A 23,131-nucleotide genomic window follows, 5' to 3' on the forward strand; every position below is an offset into this window, starting at 1 on the left:
TTCCGGACACGGCCGCCCCGCCCCGGGCGGGGGCTCAGGGGCTGTGGGGTTCCGGGGTGGCCGGGGCCGGGCGGCGGGGGCGCACCAGCTGGGCGAGCAGGGCCAGCACCGGCAGCTCCACCAGCGGGCCGGCCACCAGGGCGACCGCGATCAGGGGCCGGTCGGGGAAGGCCGCGACCGCGATCGCCAGCGCGATGGGCGAGTTGCGGGCCGTGGCGGTCATGGTCAGCGTGACCGCCCGGTCGGCCGACAGGCGCAGCACCCGGGACAGGCCCGTGGCGATCAGCGGCAGCGTCACGAAGAAGACCACCAGCGGGGGCAGCAGCGCGAGCAGGTCGGCGCCGTGCTCCAGGACCATGCGCGACTGCCAGGCGAACATCGCGAACACGGCCGCGTACAGCAGCGGCAGCACCAGGTGCGAGGCCGGGCCGGTGACGCGGCGCTCGCGCCAGGCGGCTCCCCCGAACCGGGCCGAGGCCCACCGCAGCAGCATCGCCAGCGTCAGCGGGACCACGAGGACGAGCAGGACCGACTCGGCCAGTGTGGCGCCGTCGACCATGGCGGCTCGCCCGCCCAGCAGCAGCACGTACACCGGCAGCAGGAGCAGCTGGAGGACGAGGTTGACCGGCAGCAGGGCCGCGGCGATGCCGGTGTGCCCGCGCGCCATGGCGGTGAAGACCAGGTACCAGTCCGTGCACGGGGTCACCAGGAGCAGCAGCAGGCCGATGCGCAGGTCCGGTTCGCCGCCCAGCAGGCCCGCGCCCAGCGCCCAGGCCAGGGCCGGGGTGAACACGAAGTTGAGCACCAGACTGACGGCGACCAGGGTCTTGGCGTGGTGGACCTCACCCACGTGGGCGGCGTCCATCTGCACGAACACCGCGGTGAGCATCACCAGCAGGGCGGGCAGCACCGCGTGCCCGGCGACCGGGCCGACGTGCGGCAGCAGGCCCGCGGCCAGGCCCGCCAGGGCGGCTAGGGCCACGAACAGGCTCTGGAGGCGTTCGGCCGTGGACACCGGGTCAGCCCTTTTCGGTGGAGCCGGGCCCCAGGGCGCCCAGCAGGCGGGCGGCCTCCCAGGCCGGGGAGCGCTGCGCCGGGAGCAGCCCCCTCTCCCCGTAGTAGCGGAGGGTGGTGGCCGCCACGCCGGAGCGTTCGGCCGGTTCGGAGACCCGCATCAACACCATGCGCACACGGTAGGCCTTCGAGCCGACTCGAAGGTCGAGCCGCCGGACGCGGGGCGCTTTCAGGGCGTCCGGCCGTGCGCGCGTGACAGGTAGGTGGTGAGGGGGACCGGGCGGCCGTGGGGGTGGTGGCGGGCGTGGAAGGCGTACTCGCCGGTCGGCGTCGGGACGACCACCGCGCGGACCTCGGCGGCGGGCGCCACGACCGCGTCCAGGGCGCCGACCTCCGGGTACGCGACGAACGCGCAGGGCGTGGCCCGACCGCCCCGGCGGAGCAGCACGACCGCGCCGTCCTCCCGGACCGCCTCGGCCCCGTGCAGGGCCTCCACGGTCCAGGCGCAGCCGCCCGAGCGGGGCAGGTACTCCCCGGCCATGCGGGCGACCACCTCGCCCACCCGTGTGTCGTCGGGCGGCTCCCACACCCGGGCGTGGGGTTCCACGTCGTCCCCCATCGACACGGAGTCCCGGTCCACGACCACCCTCATGCGCCGCCTCCCCGTTCGCCGTCCCGGCGGCCGCCGGGGCCGTCGGTGTCCGCCGTGTTCCCTCCGTGCGCCGCGGGGCCGGGCGCGTGCCCGGCCCCGCGGCCGTGTCCCCCGGACCGGGTCAGTCCCGGTCCAGGGCGCTGCCGATCTCGCCGACGCGGTCGGCGAGCAGCCCGATCGCGCCGATCGCCCGTGTCACCGGGTCGTCCTCGGCCCCGCCCAGGGCGCGGGAGCGGCGGAACGCCGCCTTGACCTCCGCCCAGCGGGCCTTCTGCTCCGGGGTCATGGTCCCCCGCAGCTCGGCCAGCTTGAGCAGGTTGGCCTCCGCCCCCGAGGTCAGCGTCTGCGCCTCGCCCAGGTAGTGGTCGTCGATGATGGCCTCCACCTCGGCGTCGTTCATCACCGGCACGATCTTCTCCGCCAGCCGGTTCATGTTCCGGTACGACCCCTGGAGGCGGAACGGCGGCTCGGTGCGGGCGTCCTCGGACTGGGCCGCGGAGGCGATGTACGCCTGGTTGTTGGCCAACACCACCTCCTGGACGCGCAGCAGCTTGCGCAGCACCGACACGATCCGCTCGACCTCGACCGCCGAGTACGGGTGGCTCATCCGGTCGACGGTCACCGACTCGTCCCCCTGCGCCATGCGCACGAACAGGTGAACGTCCTCCCGGTCCCGGGTGGACAGCGGCGCCAGCGTCGGGTTGGAGGTGAGGGCGTTCTCGATGTAGCTCAGCGAGAACAACTCCTCCTTCCCCGACAGCACGTCGCCCAGGTTGTACACGTCGGCGCGGTTGGCCAGCATGTCCGGGATCCGGAACCGCTTGCCCTGCTCGGTGTACGGGTTGCCGGCCATGCAGACCGCGAACCGCTTGCCGCGCAGGTCGTAGGTGCGGGTCCGCCCGTTCCAGACGCCCTCCATCCTGCGCTGCCCGTCGCACAGCGAGATGAACTTCTGGAGCAGCTCCGGGTCGGTGTGCTGGATGTCGTCCAGGTACAGCATCGTGTTGTTGCCCATCTCCAGGGCGAAGGAGATCTTCTCGACCTCCTGCCGGGAGGTGGCGTCGGGCGCCTCCGCCGGGTCCAGGGAGGTGACCCCGTGCCCCAGGGCGGGCCCGTTGACCTTGACGAACACCAGTCCCAGCCGGCTGGCCACGTACTCCATGAGCGTGGTCTTGCCGTAGCCCGGAGGGGAGATGAGCAGCAGCAGGCCGCTCTGGTCGGTGCGCTTGTCGTCGCCCGCGGCGCCCAGCTGCTTGGCGAGGTTGTCCCCGATCAGCGGCAGGTACGCCTCGTCCAGCAGCCGGTTGCGGACGAACCCGCTCATCACCTTGGGCTTGTACTCCTCCAGCCGCAGCCGGTCGCGCTCGGCGGCCACCAGGGCGTTGCGCCGCTTCTGGAAGTCCCGGTAGGCGGGCACCTCCTCCAGCCTGAACCGGCGGGTGCGCGGCAGGATCTCGTCGAGCCGCACGTCCAGGGACCGGTCCCGGATCCGGGGGTGCGAGCCGAGCAGGCCGGTGACGGTCTCGTGCACCGCCGCGGAGGACTCGTACCGGTCCACCCCGGCGAGCGCGATCGCCGCCGCCTCGGGCAGGTCGCCGGGGTCGACGTCGTCGCGGGTGGCCGCGTACGCCTCCAGCCACGCGCCGACCAGCTGGTACCGGGCGGCCAGGTCGTCGCCGAGCCCGCGCAGGTCCTCCTCGAAGGACTTGCGCGTGGTCTCCCGGGTGCTGCCCAGTGCCCGGGAGAACCGGTCCAGCAGCGTGCGCGCCCCCGGACCGGACACGAAGCCGCGCTCGGCGGGGCTGTCGGCGGCCAGCTCCTCGAACAGGTAGTCGCCGACCAGGTCCAGGTCGGCGTCCTGGTACAGCCCCGTGTCGGTGAGGAACGCGTCCACGGCCCCGGCCAGCTCGGTGCGCAGCGCGTCGGCGGCGGTCGAGCGCCGGGCCCCGAACACCGCGCGGGCGCGGGCCAGCGACGCCGCCCGGGTCGCCCAGGAGGTCCGCCGGCCCTGGTCGGCGCCGAACGCCCAGAACAGCTGGGCGACCGCGCGCGTGCGCCCCGGGTAGCGCAGCAGCCCGGCGCCGGCGCGCAGGCGCAGCAGGGACGACAGGATCTTCGCGGCGTCGTGGTCGTGCACGCCCCGCTCGTAGCCCTCGTCGTAGCGGGACTCGGCCGCCTCGCGGACCAGGGCCGACAGCGAGGCCCCGTTCTCGGGGTGCAGTTCGGCCTCGTGCAGCCGGGCCAGGCCGTCCGCGCTCTCCTCGGCCGCCGCCAGGATCGACGTGGCCAGGTACTCGGCCCGGTACACCTCGGGGCTCTCCGACACCAGCAGGCGGTCCCACAGGTGCCGGGTCCGCGCGAACTGCGGGTCGGTCACCGGCTCCCGGAAGTCGGTGCCGGTGACCGCCACCGCCATCTCCCCCTGGAAGGGGGTGAGGGTGAGGTCGATCGGCTGGGAGTTGATCGCGAACCGGTGCCTGCCCAGCCGGATGGTGTCGCCGTCGTACAGGTCGGTGCGGTCCTGGAGGGACCGCCCCGCCTCCTGGCGGGCGGCGAGGATGCGGCCCTGGAGCTCCTCGGCGCGCACGGTGTCGCCGAGTTCGCGCATCTCGTCGGCGGTGCGGCGCAGCCGCGCCACCATCGCGTCGGAGGCGAAGTAGGTGTTGACGTCCTCCAGGGTGGACAGCGACGCCACCCTGCGGTGCACGCCCTCCAGCACGCGTTCGGCGGAGGCCGCCAGCCGGTCGGCGCGGCGGGCCCGCTCGTCCACCAGCGACTGCTTGCGGGTGGAGAACGCCTCGTACACGTCCTCGCGCTTGTCCGAGAGCTCCCCGAGGAAGTCCTCGAACTCGGCGAACCGCGACTCCAGGTTCTCCAGCTGGAGCATGATCCGCCCCAGCTGCTCGTCGCAGCGCTCGGGGGTGTCGGCGGCCGCCAGCGCCCCCGTGACGGCCTGCCCGAGCAGCGCGAACTCGGCCGCGAACTCGGCCCGGCCCTCCAGGGCCAGCAGCTCCTTGCGGCGGGCCTCCAGGGTGGCGCGGGCCCGGTTGATCCCGGCCAGCACCTCGCTGATCCGCTCCAGGATGCGGGTGCGCACCTGGGCGTCGCCGATCTCCAGCGACCCGATGACCTCGGTGACCGTCTGGAGCCCCTCGGTCTGCGCGGCGATCCGCTCGCCCACGGCGGTGGCGGCGCTGACCGCTTCGAGGGTCTCGGCCTCCTCCACCAGCCGCTCCACATCGGAGTGGTAGCCGGCGAAGGCGTCCTCCTGCTCCAGGAACGCCACGGTGCGGCGGCCCACGGAGCCGATCTCCTCCTCCAGGGACCGGTCCAGCCCGGCGAGCAGGTCGGCGTCCACGTAGCGCATCTCGCCCAGCGTGGCCGCCTGCCCCTGGGCGCGGCGCAGCTCGGTGAGCCGGGTGATCCAGCCCTCCGCGGTCCGGGGGGCCTCCCCCCGGGAGGTGCGGATGAGCGCCGTCGCCCTCTCCTGCGCCGCGGCCAGCGCCTCGGCGGCCTGGGCGGTGAGCGCCTGGACGGTCTCGAACTCCTCCAGCACCCGCTCGGCGGTGGCGCGCACCTGGGAGAGGGGGGCGGCCAGGTCGCCCAGCTCCTCCTCGCCCAGCCAGTGGAACCGGTCCGACACCCGGCGGCAGGCGGCGATGAGCGCCTCGAACACCTCGGTGGAGGGGCTCATGTCCTGGGCCATCCGCGCCACGGACAGGCAGTCCGACACGCCCCGCACCAGCTCGGCGTTGCCGATCCGCTCCAGCGGGCCGCTGCCCACGGGCTGGGCGGCGGCGTACTCGTCGGACACGAACGGGGTCTGCCACACCTGCATGGGGTGGACCCGGGTGGGCTCGCCCGACGTCTCCCGGAACACCGTCATGGTGCCGTCGTCGAACAGCGAGTACCCGTGGCAGACGATCGGGTTGGCGACCTCCTTGCGGATGGTGTTGTACGGCAGCAGCAGGCTGCGGCCGTCCGCCCGCGAGTGGAAGACGTACAGCACGTCCTCGCCGTTGGGCGAGCGCACCACCCGCTCGAACTCCAGGTCGGTGACGTCGGTGTCGAACGTCCGCGCCACGCCGGTGGACAGGTAGTAGCCGCCGGGGAAGATCAGGCCCTGGTCGTCGGGCAGGCGCTGACAGGACTGCCCGATCCCGTCGAGGCGCAGGACGTCCTTGGTGTGCCGGTTGAAGACCAGGTGCCGCCACACGATCTCGTTGTAGGGCCGGATCCGCAGCAGGATGAGCGGCCCCACCTCGGCGTGGAACACCGAGGCGTCGGCCAGGCTCTGCAGCGCCTCGTCCACGGGCTCGCTGTAGACGCCCTCGCCGACCTCGGTGTTGTTCTCGATCTTGATGGTGAGGTCGCCGCCGACCGTCTCCACGAACAGCTCGTCGAGGATCGAGATGTGCGGGTGGCGGCCCGGGACGTGGTCCTCGCGAGTGGCCTCCACCCACGAGAACTCGTGCGAGGGCGGGAAGACGTGGTCGCGTTCGCCGCGCTCGTCGAGGTAGGCGATCTCGCCGGTGGGCGCCACCGTCCACCGCAGCACCCGCACGTCCTCCGTCTGCGGGCCGATCTGGAACACGGCCAGCAGCCGGTCCTCGACCTTGCGCAGCTGGAGGAGGCGGGCGTCGCGGTAGTAGCGGTAGAGCTGACCGAAGTCCTGCCGGAACCGCGCGTCCTCCAGCAGACCCGGGAGGGTCCCGGCGGGCGCGTCGGTGAAGGAGAACCCGTCGCCGTCGTGCTCGTAGCGGTGCAGCGAGAACACGTCGGAGACGTGCGTCTCCCGCTGCATGCCGATGAAGACGTTGTAGCCGAACAGGATGGTGTCACCGGTGCCGCCCCCGACGGAGCCGCCCACGCTGACGATGTCCCGCGGCGTGCAGTTGTGCTCGGTGCGGATCCGCTCGGTGCCGAGCAGGGTCAGCTCGGTGCCGCCGAACACCTCCAGCCGGCGGGTGTTCAGTTCCTCTGTACGGCGGGCCAGCTCACCGGTCTGCTCGCGGAGCCGGGCGCGGAGCACCTCGTAGGTGCCCGCGTCCAGCTCCTGCGCGTCGACGGTGTCCGGCCCGGGGCCTGCGGTCTCGGGGGCCTCGGTCACGGACGGCTACCTCACTGCTTCACGGCGTTGGCGGGGGCGAGCGCGGTCACCGGCAGCTGGTCCAGGCCCATGGAGCGGGCCGCGGACAGCAGGCCGTTGAGCTTGCCGTTGTCGCCCTGGCCGCCGTTGATGAGCTGGAGCAGCAGGGCGGACACGGTGAGGTTCTTGACGTCCTCGGTGTCCAGCGACGACACGACCTTCTTGATGTCGCGGACGAAGTCGCCCTCGCCGTTCAGCCAGCTTCCGCCCAGCGCCTGCATCGTCTCGGAGCTGCCGACGAAGCCGTCCACGGCCTTGCCCAGGCCGATGGAGTTGACCATGCGGTCGAAGAAGACGCCGTCGCCGCCGACGATGTTGATGTCGGCGTTCTCCAGGCCGGTGGCCAGCACGGTGGCCTGGGCCTCCGCGACCTGGCGGTGGACGTCGATCCCGGCCAGGCGGACCTCCTTCTCGGCCTCCAGGCGCAGGCGGTACTCCTCGTGCTCGCGGCTGACCTGGTCCAGGGCGGCCATGGCCCCGGCCTTGTCGGTGAGGCCCGCGGCCTCGGCGCGCAGCTTGGCCTCGATGCCCTCGGCCTCGGCGAGCATCTTCGCCTGGACGGCCCTGGCCTCGGCCTCGGCCTTGAGGCGGGAGACCTCGGCCTCGGCGGTGCCGACCTTCTCGATGGCCGCGGCGTCCTGCTCGCGGACCTGGACGTCGGCCAGGCCCTGGGCGGCGGCCTCGGCCTGGATGCCCTCGGCGAGGCGGATCTTGGCGCGGGTGTCGAGCTCGGCGGCCTGCTGGCGGGCCTCGGCGAGGGTCAGTTCCTCGGCGGCCCTGTGCTTGGCCGCGGCCTCGGCTGCCTCGGCGGCCTTGATGTCCTTGACCAGGCGCTCCTGGGCCTCGGCCTCGGCGTGGATGATGATGGCCTGGCGCTGGCGCTCGGCCTCCTCGACCGCGCGCAGGCGCTTGATGGCCTCCTCCTGCTCGGCGACGGTGCGGTCCACGGCGACCCGCTCGCGGATGACGTCGGCGACCTCGCGCTTCTCGGCCTCGACCTCCTTGTCCTTGGAGATCCGGCTCAGCTCGGTCTCGCGCTCGCGGCCGATGACCTCCAGCATGCGGTCCTTCTCGATCCGCTCGGTCTCGATGGCGATGACGCGCTCGCGGTTCTTCTCGGCGACCGCGATCTCGCGCTGCTGGTTCTGGTGCTGGACGCCCAGCGCCTCGGAGGTGCGGATGTTGGCGGTCTCGGCCTTGAGGCGCTCCTCGGCCTGCACGCGGGCCGTCTCGGCCTCCTCGCGGGCCTTGATGATCTCGATCTCCCGCTTGGCCTTGGCCGCCGCCTCCTCGCGCCGCTTCTCCAGCTCGGCGAGGGTCTCGGAGGTCTCGGTGTTCTGGCGGTCGATCTCCTTCCTGCGGTCGTTCTCGAAGGCGTTGGTGCGCTTGTGCTCGGTGGCGGTGCGCTCGGTGATCTTCGAGATGCCCTGCGCGTCGAGGATGTTGTTGGCGTCGTGCTGGTGCAGCGGGGTCTGCTCCAGGTAGTCGATCGCCACGTCCTCCAGCACGTAGCCGTTGAGGTCCTGGCCGATGACCTCGACGATCTGCTGGCGGAACTCCTCGCGCTGGGTGAACAGCTCCTCGAAGTCGAACCGCTTGCCGACGGTCTTGAGGGCCTCGGCGAACTTGGCGTTGAACAGCTCCTGGAGGGTCTCGGGGTTGCTGGCCCGCTCGGTCCCTATGGCCTTGGCGACCCGCTTGACGTCCTCCTCGGTCTCGTTGACCCGGATGAAGAACTTCACGCTGATGTCGGCGCGGATGTTGTCCTTGCAGGTGAGGCCGTCGCGGCCGCGACGGTCCAGGTCCAGGGTCTTGACCGAGATGTCCATGTACTCGGCCTTGTGCAGGACCGGCAGGATCACCGCACCGGTGAAGGTGACGTGGACGTCGCGCGTCTTGGAGATGATCAGCGCTTCACCCTGCTTGACCTTCTTGAACATCTTCAGGATGGAGACGATCAGGAGGAGCAGGACGAGGAGGGCGACGGCCAGGGAGATGCCGACGGTGAGGAACGCCGCGTCGGCGGCCTCTCCGGTGGATGGGGCGCTCAGCAACACGTATGGGGGCCTTTCTGCGATTGACCGTGCGGGGTCGAGTGGCCGTGCGGGGGCGGCGCGGGCGGGGGTGCGGGGCCCGGACGCTCCCGGAAGGGGGCTCGTGGAATGGGACGCGGGCCCCCGGCCGGTGGTTCCGTCCCCCGCGGGAAAGGCTCGTGCCCGAGGGCCTCGCGCACGAGCCGGTGGCCGGAGGACCCGGGGTGCCGGCGGGCGCGGGCCCGCCCGGGGCGGTCTTGCCCGGGTCAGCCCCGGCCGGGATCAGCCCTGGCCGGGGTCCAGCGCCGCGTCGAAGCCGGTGACCAGGAAGACGTCCCGGTCGTCGCTGTGGTCGAAGATCAGGGCGGTGCTCCCCGACGGCAGCACCTCGCCGCCGATGGTGCGCACCGGGATGGTGATGGAGGCCCCGCCCGCGGTCGTGATCTCCGCGTGGCCGAAGCCCTCGTTCGCCGAGCCGATCCGGATCACGCAGGTGCGGCCGACCAGTTCGTGCTTGGACGACCCCTTGCCCTTGGGCAGGAACCGCTGCACGGCCATGACCGCGCCGCTGGTGAACGCCCACGCCGCCACGACGGCGATGACGAGGACGACCGCTCCGAGCGCCCAGAGCAGGGCGCCGTCGGGGGTGAGGAGACTGGTCACGATCCCGCCCATCATGCTCACGAACCAGGCGGAGAGCACCAGCACGGTGATCTCCACGGTCACCGGGGCCCTGCCCAGCCCCACCCGCCCCATGACCGCGCTCGCGCCCGCGGGGTCGCCGTCGGAGTCCGCGGAGTCGAGGACGTCGGTGTCGGCCAGGCCGACCGCGACCACGATCCAGTAGAGGACGATCACGAGGAGCATGGGGGTGAACAGTACGGTCGGGAAGCCGAAAGCCGTGCTGAGGAACAGCCCCACGCGGATCACGCCCCTTCGCGTCCATCCCGGTCCCCGGCGGCGCACGGGGGATGGTGGCCGTCAGGACGGGGACCGTGCCCGGAACTTTACCCAACGTCCCAGTTGAACGCGGTCCGGGGGGCCGGGCGGCGTGGCCGGAACCGGCCACCGCCGCGCGGATTTCCGCGACGCGCGCACGGGCACCGGGGTTTACGGCGCAGTATTTCCGCACAGTGAATTCTTCGAGGTCATCGGGTGTCGTTTTCCCGGAACGCCCGGCCCGGCATTCCCCGGAACGCGCCCGCCGACAGGCGGATATCACATTGAGCGACGGGGCGGGATTCAAAGGTATTCGGATCCGGGTGCGGCGGAGGGCTGTGGCGCTTCCCGAACGCCTCATTTAGGATCTGCTGCACCGCACAAGCGCGCCTACGGAGGGCGAGGTCTATCTCGTGAACCCCGGAAGCGGTTTCAACGGAGTCTTCTTCCGCCTTCTCGGGCCGCTCCAGGTCGAGGCGGGTTCCGAGCAGGTGCACATTCCCCCCGGCCGCCAGCAGGTCATTCTCCGTGCGCTGCTGCTGGAGGCGGGGCGCACCGTTTCCACGGACCACCTGGTCGACGTGACCTGGGACTGCGATCCCCCCGACACGGCCCGCACCCAGGTGCAGATCTGCGTCTCGCGGCTGCGCAAGAGCCTGGCCCCCCTCGGCACGCCCCTGCTCACCTCCCCGCCGGGCTACCTGCTCCGGGTGGAGCCGGAGGCCGTCGACGTCCACCTGAGCCGCGTCCTCGCCGAGAGGGCCGGGGAGGCCGTCACCGGGGGCCGCCCGGAGGAGGCGGTCGCCCTGCTGCGCCGGGCGGCGGGCCTGTGGCGCGGCCCGTCCCTGGGCGGCCCGTCCGGCCGCCTGCTGCGGCCCCTGGCCGACCGGCTGGACGAGGACCGCGCGTCGCTCGTCGAGGCGTACCTGGACCTGGAGCTGGAGCTGGGCCGCCACGACCTGGTCGTCGGGGAGATCGACGACCTCGTCCGGAGGCACCCCCTGCGCGAGCGGCTGCGCTACCAACTCATGCTCGCCCTGCACCGCTCCGGGCGCCGGGCCGAGGCGCTCCGGGTCTACCGGCGGGGCCGGGAGCTGAGCACGGCCGAGCTGGGGCGCGAACCCGGGCCGGAGCTGCGCGCCCTGGAGGCCGCCGTCCTGGCGGGGGAGTCGCCGCCCGACCCGGAGCCGGCCCCGGCGGCGCCCGCCGCCCCCGCCGCGGTCCCGGCCCCGCGCTCCCGGCCGGGAGCCCCGTGCCCCCGCCAGCTCCCCGCCGACACCGCGGACTTCTCCGGACGAGGGGAGCAGGCGGCGGCGCTGGAGGCCGCCCTCACCGGGCCGGGCCGCGACGGGGGCCGGGCCGCCCTCTGCGCCGTCGTCGGCCTCCCCGGCGTCGGCAAGAGCGCCCTGGCCGTGCACGTGGCCCACCGGCTGGCCCGCGCCGGCTTCCCCGACGGGCAGCTCTACTGCGACCTGCGCGGCGGCAGCGGGACCCCGCTGGACCCCGCGCGGGCGCTGGCCCGGTTCCTGCGCGCCCTGGGCGTCCCCGACCGGGCGCTGCCCGAGGGGCTCGGGCCGCGCGCGCGGATGTACCGCGACCTGCTCGCACGGCGGCGGGTCCTGGTGCTCCTGGACGACGCGGCCGACGAGCGGCAGGTCGCCGACCTGCTGCCCCCCGGGCCCGGCTGCGCCGCGATCGTCACCGGCCGCTCCGGCCTCGCCGGGATCCCCGGGGCCGACCTGGTCGAACTCGACGTGCTCCCGCAGGACCAGGCGCTGGAGCTGCTGCGCCGGGTGATCGGACCCGAACGGACGGACGCCGACCCCGAGGCCGCCGCCGAGCTGCTGCGCACGGTGGGCAGGCTGCCCCTGGCCCTGCGGATCGTCGCCGCCCGGCTGGTCGCACGGCCCCACTGGTCCCTGGCGTCCATGGCCGCCCGGCTCGCCGACGAGCGGCACCGCCTCGACCAGCTCTCCCACGGCGGGCTCACCGTGCGCGCCGGCCTGGTGCCGGGCTACGAGGGCCTGGCCCCGGACGCCCGGCGGACCCTGAGACTGTTCGCGCTGGCCGAGGGCCCCGGGCAGCCCGGGCAGCCCGGCTGGGCCGCCGGGGCGCTGCTGGACGACCGCAGGCCCCGCCCCGACGAGCTGCTGGAACCCCTCGTCGACGCCCGGATGCTCGCCGCCGACGGCACCGACGCCGCGGGCGGCCCCCGCTACCGGTTCCACGACGTCGTCCGCCTGTTCGCGCGCGAACGCCTGGCGGAGGAGGAGACGGAGTCCGAGCGTCGGGAGGCGGCGGCCCGGCTGGTCGGCGGCTGGCTCTTCCTGGCGGAGGAGGCCGACGTGCGCACCGGGGGCGGCTCCGGCCGCATCGGCGCGGGGGGCCGGTGGCGCCCGCCCCCGGCCGATGCCCTCCTGCGCGACCCGGCGGCCTGGCTGTCGGAGGAGCGGTCCCGCCTGTGCGCGGCCGTGGACCTGGCCGCCGACCACGGTCTCGACGAGCTGTGCTGGAACCTGGCGCTGGCCCTGGTCCCCCTGTTCCACCGGCGCGGGTACCTGCGGGAGTGGGACCGGGTCAACGACCGGGCCGCCGAGGCGGTGCGCGCCGCGGCCAACCGCCGCGGGGCGGCGGCGGTCGCCTACTCCCGCGGCTGCCTGGACCTGGACCGGAGGAGGCTCTCCGACGCCCGCGCGGCCTTCAAGGAGGCCCTGGCGGCGTTCGGGGAGCTGGGCGACGTGACCGGCCGCGCCTGGTGCACCTGGGGGCTGGCCCGGCTGGAGCGGGCCGCCGGGCGCCGCGAGCGCGCCCTGGAGCTGTGCGGGCGGGCCCTGCGCGACTTCCAGGAGGTCGGCAACCCGGACGGGGAGGGCCGCGCCCTCGTGCTCAGCGGACACCTCCGCACGGCCGCCGGCGCCGTCGACGCGGGGGAGGCCGACCTGGCCCGGGCGCTCACGCTGTACGAGCGGACCGGGGACCCCCGGGGCCGCGCGCGGGTGCTGAGCCGGATGGGCCGGATGGCGCGGGACCTGGGTGACGAACGGCGGGCGCTGCGCCTGCTCACCGAGGCGCGGGAGCTGGCCGGCGGGGAGGAGCGGGTGCCGCGTACGGTGCCCGGCACCCGGGACCCCGGGGACCGGGGCGGGACGGCGGCCCGGACGGCCCGGGCGCCGGAGCAGGCGTGAGCGGCGTCCCCGCCCGGGGCGGCCGCGGCCGCCCCGGTCACCGCGGGGCGCGGTCCCAGGAGGCGATGAGCCCGTGCTCGGACAGGGAGAACACGTCCCTGTAGACCAGCGTGGCCATGCGGGACGTCTCGGTGAACGCCCCCTCGGCGACCACGCCCTCCCCGCTGACGCGCACCAGGTCCACCCGGTGCAGGCCGCGCCCGGCCAGGTGCTCCCGCAGGGCCGCCTCGACCCGGCGCCGGCCCCGGGTGTCGGGGACGCCGGGCAGGCTCAGGCGGGTGTACTCGTCCAGAAGGGAGGCGCAGCCGTCCAGGTCGGCGCGGTCGACGTAGTCGTAGAGGAGGAGCACGTGTTCGGCGCCCGCCCGCGCCACCCTTTCGCTGCGGCCGGGGGTGTGCTCCTGGCCGTGTGCGGTCATCCGGCACCTCCCCGGCCGGGGGTGCGCGGAACACCGCGGACGGCGGAGGCGTGGTTCATGGCGACTCCCGGGCGCTCGTGGTTCGGGGCCCACGCTAGGAAAACCCCCTGTCACCGGCCTATCCCCGGGCTATCCCGGCGCCTGCGCCGCGCTTCCCGGTAGCCGATATATCACTTAACGTGATATTTGCAGTTCCCTTCCGTCCGTCTTTCAACCATCCGAAATTTGGGCCTGGGTTCCAGCGGTGGGAATGTGAGAATTCGACCACGACGACCTCGGCTTTCGGTCGAATAAAGTTCGCTTCTCTTCGCAATGCGTGTGATATAACTCCGTTTCGGGAGTCGTTCTCTTTGATTTCAGAACGGTGGGGAGCTGTGTGATCACGACGGGCGACCGGCCTGGCGACGACGGAATGGCGTTCCGCGTGCTCGGCCCCATCGAGGTCCGGGGCGCCGCGGGCCCGGTCCGGGTGCCCGTCGGCCGGCAGCAGACCGTCCTGGGCATCCTGCTCCTGGAACTGGGCCGTGTCGTCTCCACCGACCAGATCGTCGACATCCTCTGGGAGCACAGCCCGCCGGAGACCGTCCGGACCCAGGTGCAGATCTGCGTCTCCCGGCTGCGGACCCTGCTCAAGCCGACCGGCGCCGTCATCGAGACCCGGTCCCCCGGCTACGTCCTCAACGCCGCCCCCGAGACCGTGGACGCGCACGTCTTCCGCTCCCGGGTCCGCGAGGCGACCGCCCTGTCCCAGCAGGACCGGGGCGAGGAGGCCGCCGCCCTGCTGCGCTCCGCGGTCGGCCTCTGGCGCGGGCCGGTGTTCGGCGGCGTCGGCGCCGAGGCCCTGCGCGCCCGGGCCACCCACCTCGACGAGGAGCGGATGGCCGCCGTCGAGTCCTATCTCGCCATCGAACTCGAACTGGGGCGGCACCAGCGCCTCATCGGCGAGATCAACGGACTGGTCGAGGAGCACCCCCTCCGCGAGGGGCTGCGCGCCCAGCTGATGCTGGCGCTGTACCGGTCCGGCCGCCAGGTCGAGGCGCTGGAGGTCTACCGCCGCGGACGCGACCTGCTCATCGAGGAACTGGGCCTGGAACCCGGATCCGAGCTGCGCGAACTGGAGCGCGCCATCCTCGCCGGCGACCCCTCCCTGGAGCACGCGCCCGCGCAGGGCCCGGCCCACGCCGCGGGCGGCGGGCCCGCCACCGCGTTCGGCGGCGGGGTCACCCCCTTCCAGCTGCCCTCCGACACCGTGGACTTCGTCGGCCGGGACGGCACCATCGACCGGGTCGAGGGCGTCCTGGCCGAGCCCGGCAACGGAGCCCGGGTCGTCGTGCTCATGGGACGCCCCGGGGTCGGCAAGAGCTCCACCGCCGTGCGCGTCGCCCACCGGCTGGGCCCCGAGCGCTATCCCGACGGACAGCTCTACTGCGACCTGCGCGCCACCCGGGGGACCCCGCTGGACCCCGGCGAGGTCCTGGGCCGCTTCCTGCGGGCGCTGGGCGTGCCCGGCCCCGCCGTCCCCGACGACGTGGACGAGCGCGCCGCCATGTACCGCGGCCTGCTGGCCACCCGCCGGGTCCTCATCGTCCTGGACGACGCCGCCACCGAGTCCCAGCTGCTGCCGCTCATCCCGGCCGGCCCCGGCTGCGGGGTCCTCATCACCTCCCGGGCCAACCTCACCGGCCTGCCCGGCGCGACCTTCCTCCCCCTGGAGACCCTCACCGAGGACGCCTCGCTGGCCCTGCTGCGCCAGGTCCTGGGCGACGCCCGGGTCGACGCCGAGCCCGAGGCCGCCCACGCGCTGGTGGGCGCGGTGGGGAGGCTGCCCCTGGCGCTGCGCATCGTGTCCGCCCGCCTCGCCGCCCGCCGCCACTGGTCCCTGTCCTCCATGGTGGACCGGCTGGCGGACGAGCGGTACCGCCTGGACGAGCTGGCCCACGGCGACATGACGGTGCGGGCCAGCCTGTCGCTGACCTACGACGGCCTGGAGGCCGGGACGGCCCGCGCCTTCGGGCTGCTCGGCCTGGTCGAGGGCCCCACCATCCCCATGTGGTCGGCGGCCGCCCTGCTGGGGGACGACCGCCCCTTCCCCTCCGACATCGTCGAACCGCTGGTGGACGCCCACCTGCTGGACATCGTGGGCACCGACCCGTCCGGGGACCCGGTGTACCGCTTCCACGAGCTGGTGCGCGACTACGCGCGGGAGAGGTCGGCCGACGTCGAGGACGACGCCTCCCGCGGTGCCGCCATCGACCGCCTCATGGGCGGCTGGCTGGCGCTGCTGGACGCCGCCAACGACGACCTCATGGGCGGGGAGTACCTGCGGGTGCGCGGCGGGGCGCCCCGGTGGTCCCCTCCCGCGCGGTACGTCGAGCGCGTCCTGCGCGACCCCTACGCCTGGTTCGAGGGCGAGCGCGCCAACCTCCGGCACGTGGTGCTCCAGGCGGTCGAGCTCGGCATGGACGAGCAGAGCTGGGACCTGCTGGTCGGCTTCTCGGTCTTCCTCACCCGGCGCGGCTACATGCAGGAGCTGGCCGAGCTGCACGACCGGGTCGAGCCGTTCGTGCGGGAGCGCGGCAACCGGCTCGGCATGGCCTCCCTGTGGGCCACGGTCAGCGAGGCGCTCAGCCACCGCTACGACGGGCCCACCCGGGCGGCGCTGCTGGAGCGGTCCCTGGAGGCGTACACCGAGCTCGGGGAGGTGCGGGGCCAGGCGATCGCCCGCCGCGCGCTGGCCACCCTCACCGCCGAGGCCGGGGACGAGAAGCGCGCGCTGGGCCTGTGCGAGGAGGCGCTGGAGGGTTTCGTCGCCGTCGGGGACCTGGGCGGCCAGTGGCGCAGCCTGATGCTCACCGGCTACCTGCGCGGGCGCGGCGGCGACGTCGACGGGGGCCGCGCGGAACTCGACCGGGCCCTGGAACTGGCCGGGCGCACCGGGGACCCGCGGGCCAGCGCCCAGGTGCTGCGGCGCAGTGCCCAGCTCGACCTGCTCCGGGGGGACGTCGGGCAGGGGATAGGGCGGCTGCGGGAGGTGCTGGCCGTCGTCGAGGAGCTCGGCGACCTCGTCGGCCAGGCGATGGTGCTGCGCGACCTGGGGACCGCCTGCGCCCAGGCGGGCCGGATCGATGAGGCGCGGGGATTGCTGGAGCGCGCGATGGCGGCCTTCGACCAGCTCTACGAGGAGAGGGAACGAGCCGAGGTGGCATCCGTGTTGGCCGACCTCGGCTGACCGTTCGCCATCGTCCTCACCCCGCCCGCTACTTCTCCCAGCGGTCGGCCGGGGTGTCCACCTCCACCGTGACGGTGGCGGGGCCCTTCTCCCCGGGAGCCGACGGGACGTCGACGGTCACCGAGACGGCGGCGCCGGGGCCCGTCTTCTCCCAGCGGTCCTCCAGGGTGCCGGCCCCCGTGTCCGCCAGGGCGGGGGAGGCGCCCAGGGAGACGGCGACGGCGGCGGCGAGGGCGAGGGAGAACTTGACGATCCGCATGGTGACCTCCGTTGGTGAGGGCCCCGTCTTCTCGGGGGATGGCCACATCCTGCCCCGCGCCGCCGCCGAAGGCTTATCACAGGGCTATTCGCACCATTGCACGGCGCTGACAAGGGCCTATCCCGCCCGGGGATAGGTCGCGGATAGCGGGTGGATGCCCCCCTTTCCGATGATCGTGGGGAGCCGATCGCGGGAGGAGATCCCGGGGCATCGGACCGGGATCGCCTTGGAATGCGGAGTGGTGATGAACGACGTCCCCATGCTTGAGACCCTGGGAGAGTGCCGTGTCGACGGGCGCCCCGTGCGCCACCGGCGGGCCGCGGAGCTGGCCGCGGTCCTGCTCCTGTCCGACGGGGCGGCCCCCCGCGACTGGCTCTCCACCGTGCTGTTCGAGGGCGACCCCTCGCCGTCCAGCCTGCCGACGCTGGCCATGCGGGCGCGGCGGATCGGCCTGGACGTCCGGTACGAGCGCGAGATCGGCGCGTACCGCATCGGCGAGGGGGTCCGCTGCGACGTCGTCGAGTTCCTGTTCCTGCTGTCGCACGGCTACGTCGCCCAGGCGATGGAGTTCTACAAGGGCCCCTTCATGGTGCGCAGCCAGAGCCCCTTCGCCGTCCAGACCCGGGCCCACCTGGAACAGCGCATCGTCGAGGCCGTCGTGGACACTGGCGACGCGCGCCTGATGGCCGACACGCTGCGGGTCGTGCGCGACCCGGGGATGCGGCGGGCGCTGGTGCGCGACGCGGACGCGGCGCTGGTCTGACGGGCCGGTCAGGGCGGGGAGACGAGCAGGAGGGAGGGGACGGCATGCGGAAAGGCCAGGCGGAGCAGGCTGTACCCCGCTCCGGCCGCGCCGGACAGCGCCGGGGCGGCCCCCGGGGTGAGGCACCAGCCGCGGGCGCGGCCGTGCGCGCACAGGCCCGCGGCGGCGCGCAGCGGGGCCTCCTCCGCGCCTCCGCCGCGCCACCGCGCGGCCGACACCAGGAACTCCAGGACGCCCAGGTCGCCGTGGCAGGCCCCGTGGTCGCCGGTGGAGCGCAGGCCGCCGCGGAGCAGGGCGTCGCGGACGGCGCGTTCCAGGGACGCCAGGTCCTCCAGGGCGGCCGAGCGGACCGCCGGCTCACGCGCGTCGGCCAGCAGGGACAGCCGGGAGAGGCCGATCCCCGCCAGGCCGTGGCACCACGACACGTCCGCGGGCGGACGCCGCTCCAGCGCCTCACGCTCCCGGGACAGCAGCCGGCCGACGGCCCCGCCGTACCCCGCGCCGGGCAGCGCGGCGTCCATGCGGGAGAGCGCGACCAGGACCCCGGTGGAGCCCGAGGCCATGCCGGGCTCGGGGGGCGCGGCGGCGGTCTCCTCGGCGAGCACCGAGGCGACGCGGTCGGCGACGGCCAGCGCCCCCGCCCCGGGCAGCGCCGCGTGCAGCGCCAGCGCGGCCAGGACGGTGCCCGCACGTCCCCCGGCCAGGCCGGGGGAGCCGGTGCCGGTGTGCCCGCGCAGCAGGTCCAGGTGCGCCAGGGCGCCCCGGGTCCGGGCGTCGTGTCCGCGCACCGCGCCGGCCGCGGCCAGGTGGACCAGTGCGGCCGCGGCCCGGCCGAACCGGTCGGGGGCGCGGGGGGAGAAGCGCAGGGCGGCGGTGTGGTCGGCGGCGGCCTCGGCGCGGGCCCGCAGGCCGGGGCCGCCGTCGAGGTCGGCGAGCCGGGCCAGCAGCGGTCCCGCCCCCGGGTCGCGGGGGGAGAGGCCGCGGGCCAGGTCCGCGGCCGCGGCGAGCGCGGTCTCCCCGTCCAGCGGGTGGTCGCCCGGGCGCGGGTCGGCCGCGTCGGGGTCGTCCGGGCACAGGTCGCGGGCGGTCCGGCGGACCAGCGCCACCGCCCCGCCGGCGCCGTGGCGGTCCAGGGACCGCAGCCGGCGGCGCACGGACGCGGCCGGCGCCTCGGCGAGCACGCCCGGGACGGTGCGGCCCGCGCTGTCGACCAGGTCGACGGCCCCCGCCGGGCCCGACAGGTGCGGCAGGTCTCCCCTGAGCAGGTCGGTGGACTCCGCCCGCAGCAGCGCCGACCACAGCCGGGCGTCCCCGTCCCCCGGCAGGGGCCGGGGCAGCAGCAGGGAGCGGGTGAGGCCGTCGCGCAGCAGGTCCGGGCGGTCCCCGGCGTCCAGGGAGGCCGTGTACAGGGCGGCCGGGTAGAGGTCGTGCCGCAGCAGGGCGCGGGACAGCCCGCCCAGCGGGCCCTTCCGCGACAGCCAGGTCCCCCGGTCGGCCACCAGGGCGTCGTAGGCGAACGCGAACCCGTCCGTCAGCGCGCCCGTGTGCCCCTCCAGCGGCAGCACCCCGCCGCCGGAACCGGGCAGGTGCTCGTCGTCCTCCAGGGGCTCCTCGTCCAACGGGTCGTCCTCGTCGCCGTCCTGTGAGACCGCCGCGTCCACGGGTCGCTCGGGCGGCCGGACCACCCCCGCCAGCAACCGCTCGGCGTCCGTCAGCACCGGGTGCGCGCCGTGCGCGACGATGTCCCGGTGGCGCGGGGCACTGCCGCTCAGGGCGTGGGCCAGCGCGGTGACGGCGCCCAGCCGCCAGTAGAAGGCGACGCCCTCCCCCTCGGGGCAGGGCTCGTGCTCGACGCGGAGCGTCCACCCGTGGTCGGGCAGGCGCAGCACCGGGACCGAGGCCAGCCGGTGCGCGGGGCCGCGCGCGTTGAACCAGGAGACGATCCCCTCCCACAGCACCGCCGCGTCCGGCGGGCGCGGGGTGCGGACCATCCGGACGTCGCCGAACGAGACCACGGCCCCGGCCAGCCCGCCCGGGCGGCGCACGTACCCCGAGCCGAAGTCCACCAGGGTCACGGCGTCCAGCCGGCCCCCGTGCAGCCGGTCCAGCTCCGGGAGGTCGGCGACCAGGTCGCGGGCCAGCTCCAGCCGGGACTCCTCCCAGCGGGAGAGCACCTCCGCGACCCGGCGCAGCAGCACCGTGTACTCCTCCCACAGCTCGCGCTGCACCCGCGGCCGCGACAGCAGCTCCAGGTAGGCGCGGAACCGGGCCTCCCCGCTCGCGCCGCCGATCCGGCCGGAGAGCTGGGCGAACTGCATCTCCAGGGCCACGGTCGGGGTCATCAGGCGGCTCAGCTCCTCGTCCGGCCACGCCCCGGCCAGCAGGTCCGGCAGCCCGGCCAGGCGGGGGTCGGCCCCCCGCACCAGCGCGGTCGCCGCGTCGTGCAGGGCCCTCTGGTGTCCGTGCACGGCGTCCAGCGCCGGGCGCAGGAACCCGGCCGCGTCGGCGTCGGCGAGGAACGCCTCCCGCGCGCGTCCGGTGTCCCGCCCCAGGGCGATACGCGCGTCCGCGCGGCGCACCCACGCCTCCGGCGCGCCGGAGGCGGGCGCGTCCCCGGCGGCGTCGTCCGCCGCCCGCCGCCAGGGGAGTTCCTCGACGGTCCATTGCCTTTCCATGTTCGGCTCCCGTTCCGACCGGGGTCCCGATGACGTACCGGTGCTGTGGACCCAGTCTCACCAGGGGCGTTCACGTCGCCATCACGCCGGGGCCGGCGCCGATAGGCGGCCGATAAGCGGGCGATGGGGCCCCGGGCGACAGTAGGTGTGCAGGGATCGGACCCGTGCCGAGAAGGAGGCGTGATGATGAGGACCGTGGAGGTGTCGACACTGGGCCGCTGCGCTGTGGACGGCACGGCCGTGGCCAACCGCAGGGCCGTGGAGCTGGCGGCGCTGGTCGCCCTGTCGAACGGCTGCGTGCACCGCGACCGGGTGCTGGTGGAGCTGTTCGAGGCCGACCCGGCCCCGTCCAGCCTGCCGACCCTGGCCATGCGCGCCCGCCGGGCGGGCATCCCGCTCGGCTACGACCGGCGCCGGGCCTGCTACACGCTGGACGGCGCGGTCCGCTTCGACGTCGTGGAACTGCTCCGGCTCGTCCGCGCCGGGGACCCGGAGCGGGCCCTGGACCTCTACGCCGGCCCCTTCCTGTCCACCAGCCAGAGCCCCTTCGCCGCCGACACCCGGGCGGGCGTCGAGGGCGCCCTCGTGCGGGCGGTCCTGGCCCGGGGCGACGTCGCGCTCATGACCCGGGCGGACCGGTTGGTCAAGCACCCGGAGCTGAGCGAGGAACTGGTCAGGCGCGGCGCCGATCCGGCCACCGTCTCGCTGAGCCGCTCCTGGCTCTCCGGGCTCGGCTTCCCCGGCTGAGCCCTCCCGGCGGTGACGGGACCGCGGGCGGGAGGAGGACCCCGAACGACCGGAAAGGCCGCCCTTCCAGGTACCCCCTCCCCCCTGTGCCGGGGTGGTCTCTGGTACGTGCACCAGTCTCCGGCGCCGGATTCGCAGGGGCTTCACACGGCCCGGAAAAAAATTCTCGGAAGGATGTCGATCCGGCGGCCGCCCGTTCGACGAACAGGTGAGAGCGGGGGAGGGACCCCCACACCGCACGGAAGGCGAACACCATGCGCTACATGATGTCGATCATGTCCGACCCGCAGGCCGAGGCGAACACCGAGATGACCCCGGAGATCTTCGAGGCGATGGCCGCCTACAACGAGGAGCTGGTCAAGGCCGGCGTGCTGCTCGCCGGGGACGGCCTGGCGCCCTCCGCCGAGGCCGTCCGGGTGACCTTCTCCAACGGCGGGGCCCGGGTGACCGACGGCCCCTTCGCGGAGGCCAAGGAGTTCATCGCCGGGTACTGGATCCTCCAGGTGTCCTCGCCCGAGGAGGCCGTGGAGTGGGCCAAGCGCTGCCCCCACCCCCCGGCGGGCGACTCCGCGGAGCTGAACCTGATCCTGCGCCGGATCATGGACACCGACGACTTCAGCGACGACATGATGCCCGCGGAGCTCAAGGACCGCGAGCGCGAACTGCGGGGGCGGAACGCCCACGAGGCCCACGAGGGCTGACCCCGGGGCGGGTTGCGGCGGTGTGTCCCGCGGTGCTCTGATGGGCCCGTGAGTCACACCGATACCCGGCGCGCGGTGGAGGCGGTCTGGCGAATCGAGTCGGCCCGCCTCGTCGCCGCGCTCACCCGCATGGTCGGCGATGTCGGCCTCGCCGAGGAGTTCGCCCAGGACGCGCTGGTCAGCGCCCTGGAGAAATGGCCGCGGGAGGGCGTACCCGACCGGCCCGGCGCCTGGCTGACCACCGTCGCCAAGCGCCGCGTCGTCGACCGCTGGCGGCGCGACGAGCGCTTCCAGGACCGCATGGCCGAACTCGGCCGGCAGGTCGTCGAGAACGACGGGCAGGGCGGGTTCGACGCCGTCCTGGAGGAGGACTACGGCGACGACCTGCTCCGGCTGATGTTCGTGTGCTGCCACCCGGTGCTGTCCACGCAGGCCAGGGTCGCCCTGACCCTGCGGATGCTGGGCGGGCTGACCACCGAGGAGATCGCCCGCGCCTTCCTGGTGCCCGAGTCCACCGTCGCCCAGCGCATCGTCCGGGCCAAGCGCACCCTGGCCGAGAAGAAGGTGCCCTTCGAGGTGCCCGTCGGCGGGGACCGCGACGCCCGGGTGGCCTCCGTGCTGGAGGTCGTCTACCTCGTCTTCAACGAGGGGTACGCGGCGACCTCGGGCGACAGCCTCCTGCGCCCCGAGCTGTGCGAGGAGGCCATGCGGCTGGGCCGGGTGCTCGCCGGGCTGCTCCCCGAGGAGCGCGAGGTGCACGGGCTGCTCGCGCTGATGGAGCTGCACGCCTCCCGGTTCCGCGCCCGGGTCGCCCCGGACGGGTCCCCGGTGCCGCTCGCCGAGCAGGACCGCTCCCGCTGGGACCGGATGCTCATCACCCGCGGCATGGCGTCGCTGCTGCGTTCACTGCCGCCCGACCCCGCCCGGCCGCGCGGCCCCTACGCCCTCCAGGCGGCGATCGCCGCCGAGCACGCCCGGGTCCTGGACCCCGGCGACACCGACTGGACCGTCATCTCCGCCCTCTACCTGGCGCTGGCCCGGCAGACCGGGTCGCCGGTGGTGGAGCTCAACCGGGCGGTGGCGGTGTCGATGGCCCACGGCCCGGCGGCCGCCCTGGAGATCGTGGACTCCCTGGAGGGGGCCCTGGACGGCTACCACCTGCTCCCGTCCGTCCGCGGCGACCTGCTCGAACGCCTGGGCCGGGAGAAGGAGGCCGAGGCGGAGTTCCGCCGCGCCGCCTCCCTCACCCGCAACGAGAGCGAGCGCTCCCTGCTGCTGGCCCGCGCCGACCGCCTCGCCCGGTCGCCCACCGTCTCGCTCAGGGGGGTCATCACCGCGGAGGACGAGGACTGACAACGGGCCGGTCC

The 23,131-nt window shown here is 74.6% G+C and carries 15 protein-coding genes; 6 read left to right on the top strand and 9 right to left on the bottom strand.

Annotated elements, in window-relative coordinates; genetic code table 11:
- Positions 1-34: 34 nt before the first annotated feature.
- From K1J57_RS11100 to K1J57_RS11125, 6 genes are all read right to left on the bottom strand, one after another.
- A complete protein-coding gene (locus K1J57_RS11100; protein WP_220564361.1) occupies positions 35-1,015 on the bottom strand; it encodes an arsenic resistance protein in 981 nt (326 codons plus the stop codon).
- A gap of 4 nt (positions 1,016-1,019) precedes the next feature.
- On the bottom strand, positions 1,020-1,184 hold the full coding sequence (locus tag K1J57_RS11105) for a MerR family DNA-binding transcriptional regulator (RefSeq protein WP_255646965.1): 165 nt from the start codon (positions 1,182-1,184) through the stop codon (positions 1,020-1,022).
- 59 nt (positions 1,185-1,243) lie between these two features.
- Positions 1,244-1,666, bottom strand: a complete 423-nt coding sequence (locus K1J57_RS11110; RefSeq protein WP_220564362.1) for a hypothetical protein — start codon at positions 1,664-1,666, stop codon at positions 1,244-1,246.
- A gap of 121 nt (positions 1,667-1,787) precedes the next feature.
- On the bottom strand, positions 1,788-6,776 hold the full coding sequence (locus K1J57_RS11115) for a DNA repair ATPase (protein WP_220564363.1): 4,989 nt from the start codon (positions 6,774-6,776) through the stop codon (positions 1,788-1,790).
- 11 nt (positions 6,777-6,787) lie between these two features.
- Complete coding sequence (locus K1J57_RS11120) at positions 6,788-8,872, bottom strand: flotillin family protein (protein WP_220564364.1); 2,085 nt, start codon at positions 8,870-8,872, stop codon at positions 6,788-6,790.
- A 258-nt stretch (positions 8,873-9,130) separates the two neighbouring features.
- The gene (locus K1J57_RS11125; RefSeq protein WP_220565457.1) at positions 9,131-9,769 is read right to left on the bottom strand and encodes an OB-fold-containig protein; all 639 of its coding nucleotides are present in this window, start codon (positions 9,767-9,769) and stop codon (positions 9,131-9,133) included.
- A gap of 431 nt (positions 9,770-10,200) precedes the next feature.
- On the opposite strand from K1J57_RS11125, the gene K1J57_RS11130 reads away from it, so the two are divergent.
- The gene (locus tag K1J57_RS11130; protein ID WP_220564365.1) at positions 10,201-12,972 is read left to right on the top strand and encodes a BTAD domain-containing putative transcriptional regulator; all 2,772 of its coding nucleotides are present in this window, start codon (positions 10,201-10,203) and stop codon (positions 12,970-12,972) included.
- 37 nt (positions 12,973-13,009) lie between these two features.
- Here K1J57_RS11130 and K1J57_RS11135 read toward each other — a convergent pair whose 3' ends face one another.
- Positions 13,010-13,390, bottom strand: coding sequence for a nuclear transport factor 2 family protein (locus K1J57_RS11135; RefSeq protein ID WP_220564366.1), 381 nt, complete (start codon positions 13,388-13,390; stop codon positions 13,010-13,012).
- 376 nt (positions 13,391-13,766) lie between these two features.
- Here K1J57_RS11135 and K1J57_RS11140 point away from each other — a divergent pair, with 376 nt between their 5' ends.
- A complete protein-coding gene (locus K1J57_RS11140) occupies positions 13,767-16,619 on the top strand; it encodes a BTAD domain-containing putative transcriptional regulator (RefSeq protein WP_338151201.1) in 2,853 nt (950 codons plus the stop codon).
- Between the two features lie 28 nt (positions 16,620-16,647).
- Here K1J57_RS11140 and K1J57_RS11145 read toward each other — a convergent pair whose 3' ends face one another.
- Positions 16,648-16,878 carry a hypothetical protein gene (locus K1J57_RS11145; protein ID WP_220564367.1) on the bottom strand — a complete coding sequence of 77 codons (231 nt, stop codon included), beginning with the start codon at positions 16,876-16,878 and terminating at the stop codon, positions 16,648-16,650.
- 244 nt (positions 16,879-17,122) lie between these two features.
- On the opposite strand from K1J57_RS11145, the gene K1J57_RS11150 reads away from it, so the two are divergent.
- Positions 17,123-17,641 carry a hypothetical protein gene (locus tag K1J57_RS11150; RefSeq protein WP_220564368.1) on the top strand — a complete coding sequence of 173 codons (519 nt, stop codon included), beginning with the start codon at positions 17,123-17,125 and terminating at the stop codon, positions 17,639-17,641.
- An 8-nt stretch (positions 17,642-17,649) separates the two neighbouring features.
- On the opposite strand, the gene K1J57_RS11155 is transcribed toward K1J57_RS11150, so the two are convergent.
- Entirely contained in the window at positions 17,650-20,316 is a 2,667-nt protein-coding gene (locus K1J57_RS11155) for a DUF4135 domain-containing protein (protein ID WP_220564369.1), read from the bottom strand.
- 183 nt (positions 20,317-20,499) lie between these two features.
- Here K1J57_RS11155 and K1J57_RS11160 point away from each other — a divergent pair, with 183 nt between their 5' ends.
- The 3 genes from K1J57_RS11160 to K1J57_RS11170 all read left to right on the top strand — a co-directional run bounded on the left by K1J57_RS11160 (position 20,500) and on the right by K1J57_RS11170 (position 23,117).
- Entirely contained in the window at positions 20,500-21,063 is a 564-nt protein-coding gene (locus tag K1J57_RS11160) for a hypothetical protein (RefSeq protein WP_220564370.1), read from the top strand.
- Between the two features lie 254 nt (positions 21,064-21,317).
- Positions 21,318-21,764, top strand: coding sequence for a YciI family protein (locus tag K1J57_RS11165; protein WP_220564371.1), 447 nt, complete (start codon positions 21,318-21,320; stop codon positions 21,762-21,764).
- Positions 21,765-21,812: 48 nt separating this feature from the next.
- Positions 21,813-23,117: an RNA polymerase sigma factor gene (locus K1J57_RS11170; RefSeq protein ID WP_220564372.1), complete on the top strand. Its 1,305-nt coding sequence runs from the start codon at positions 21,813-21,815 to the stop codon at positions 23,115-23,117.
- The last annotated feature ends 14 nt before the right edge of the window (positions 23,118-23,131 follow it).

Source organism: Nocardiopsis sp. MT53 (genome assembly GCF_019598965.1).
In the GTDB taxonomy this organism is placed as follows: domain Bacteria; phylum Actinomycetota; class Actinomycetes; order Streptosporangiales; family Streptosporangiaceae; genus Nocardiopsis; species Nocardiopsis changdeensis.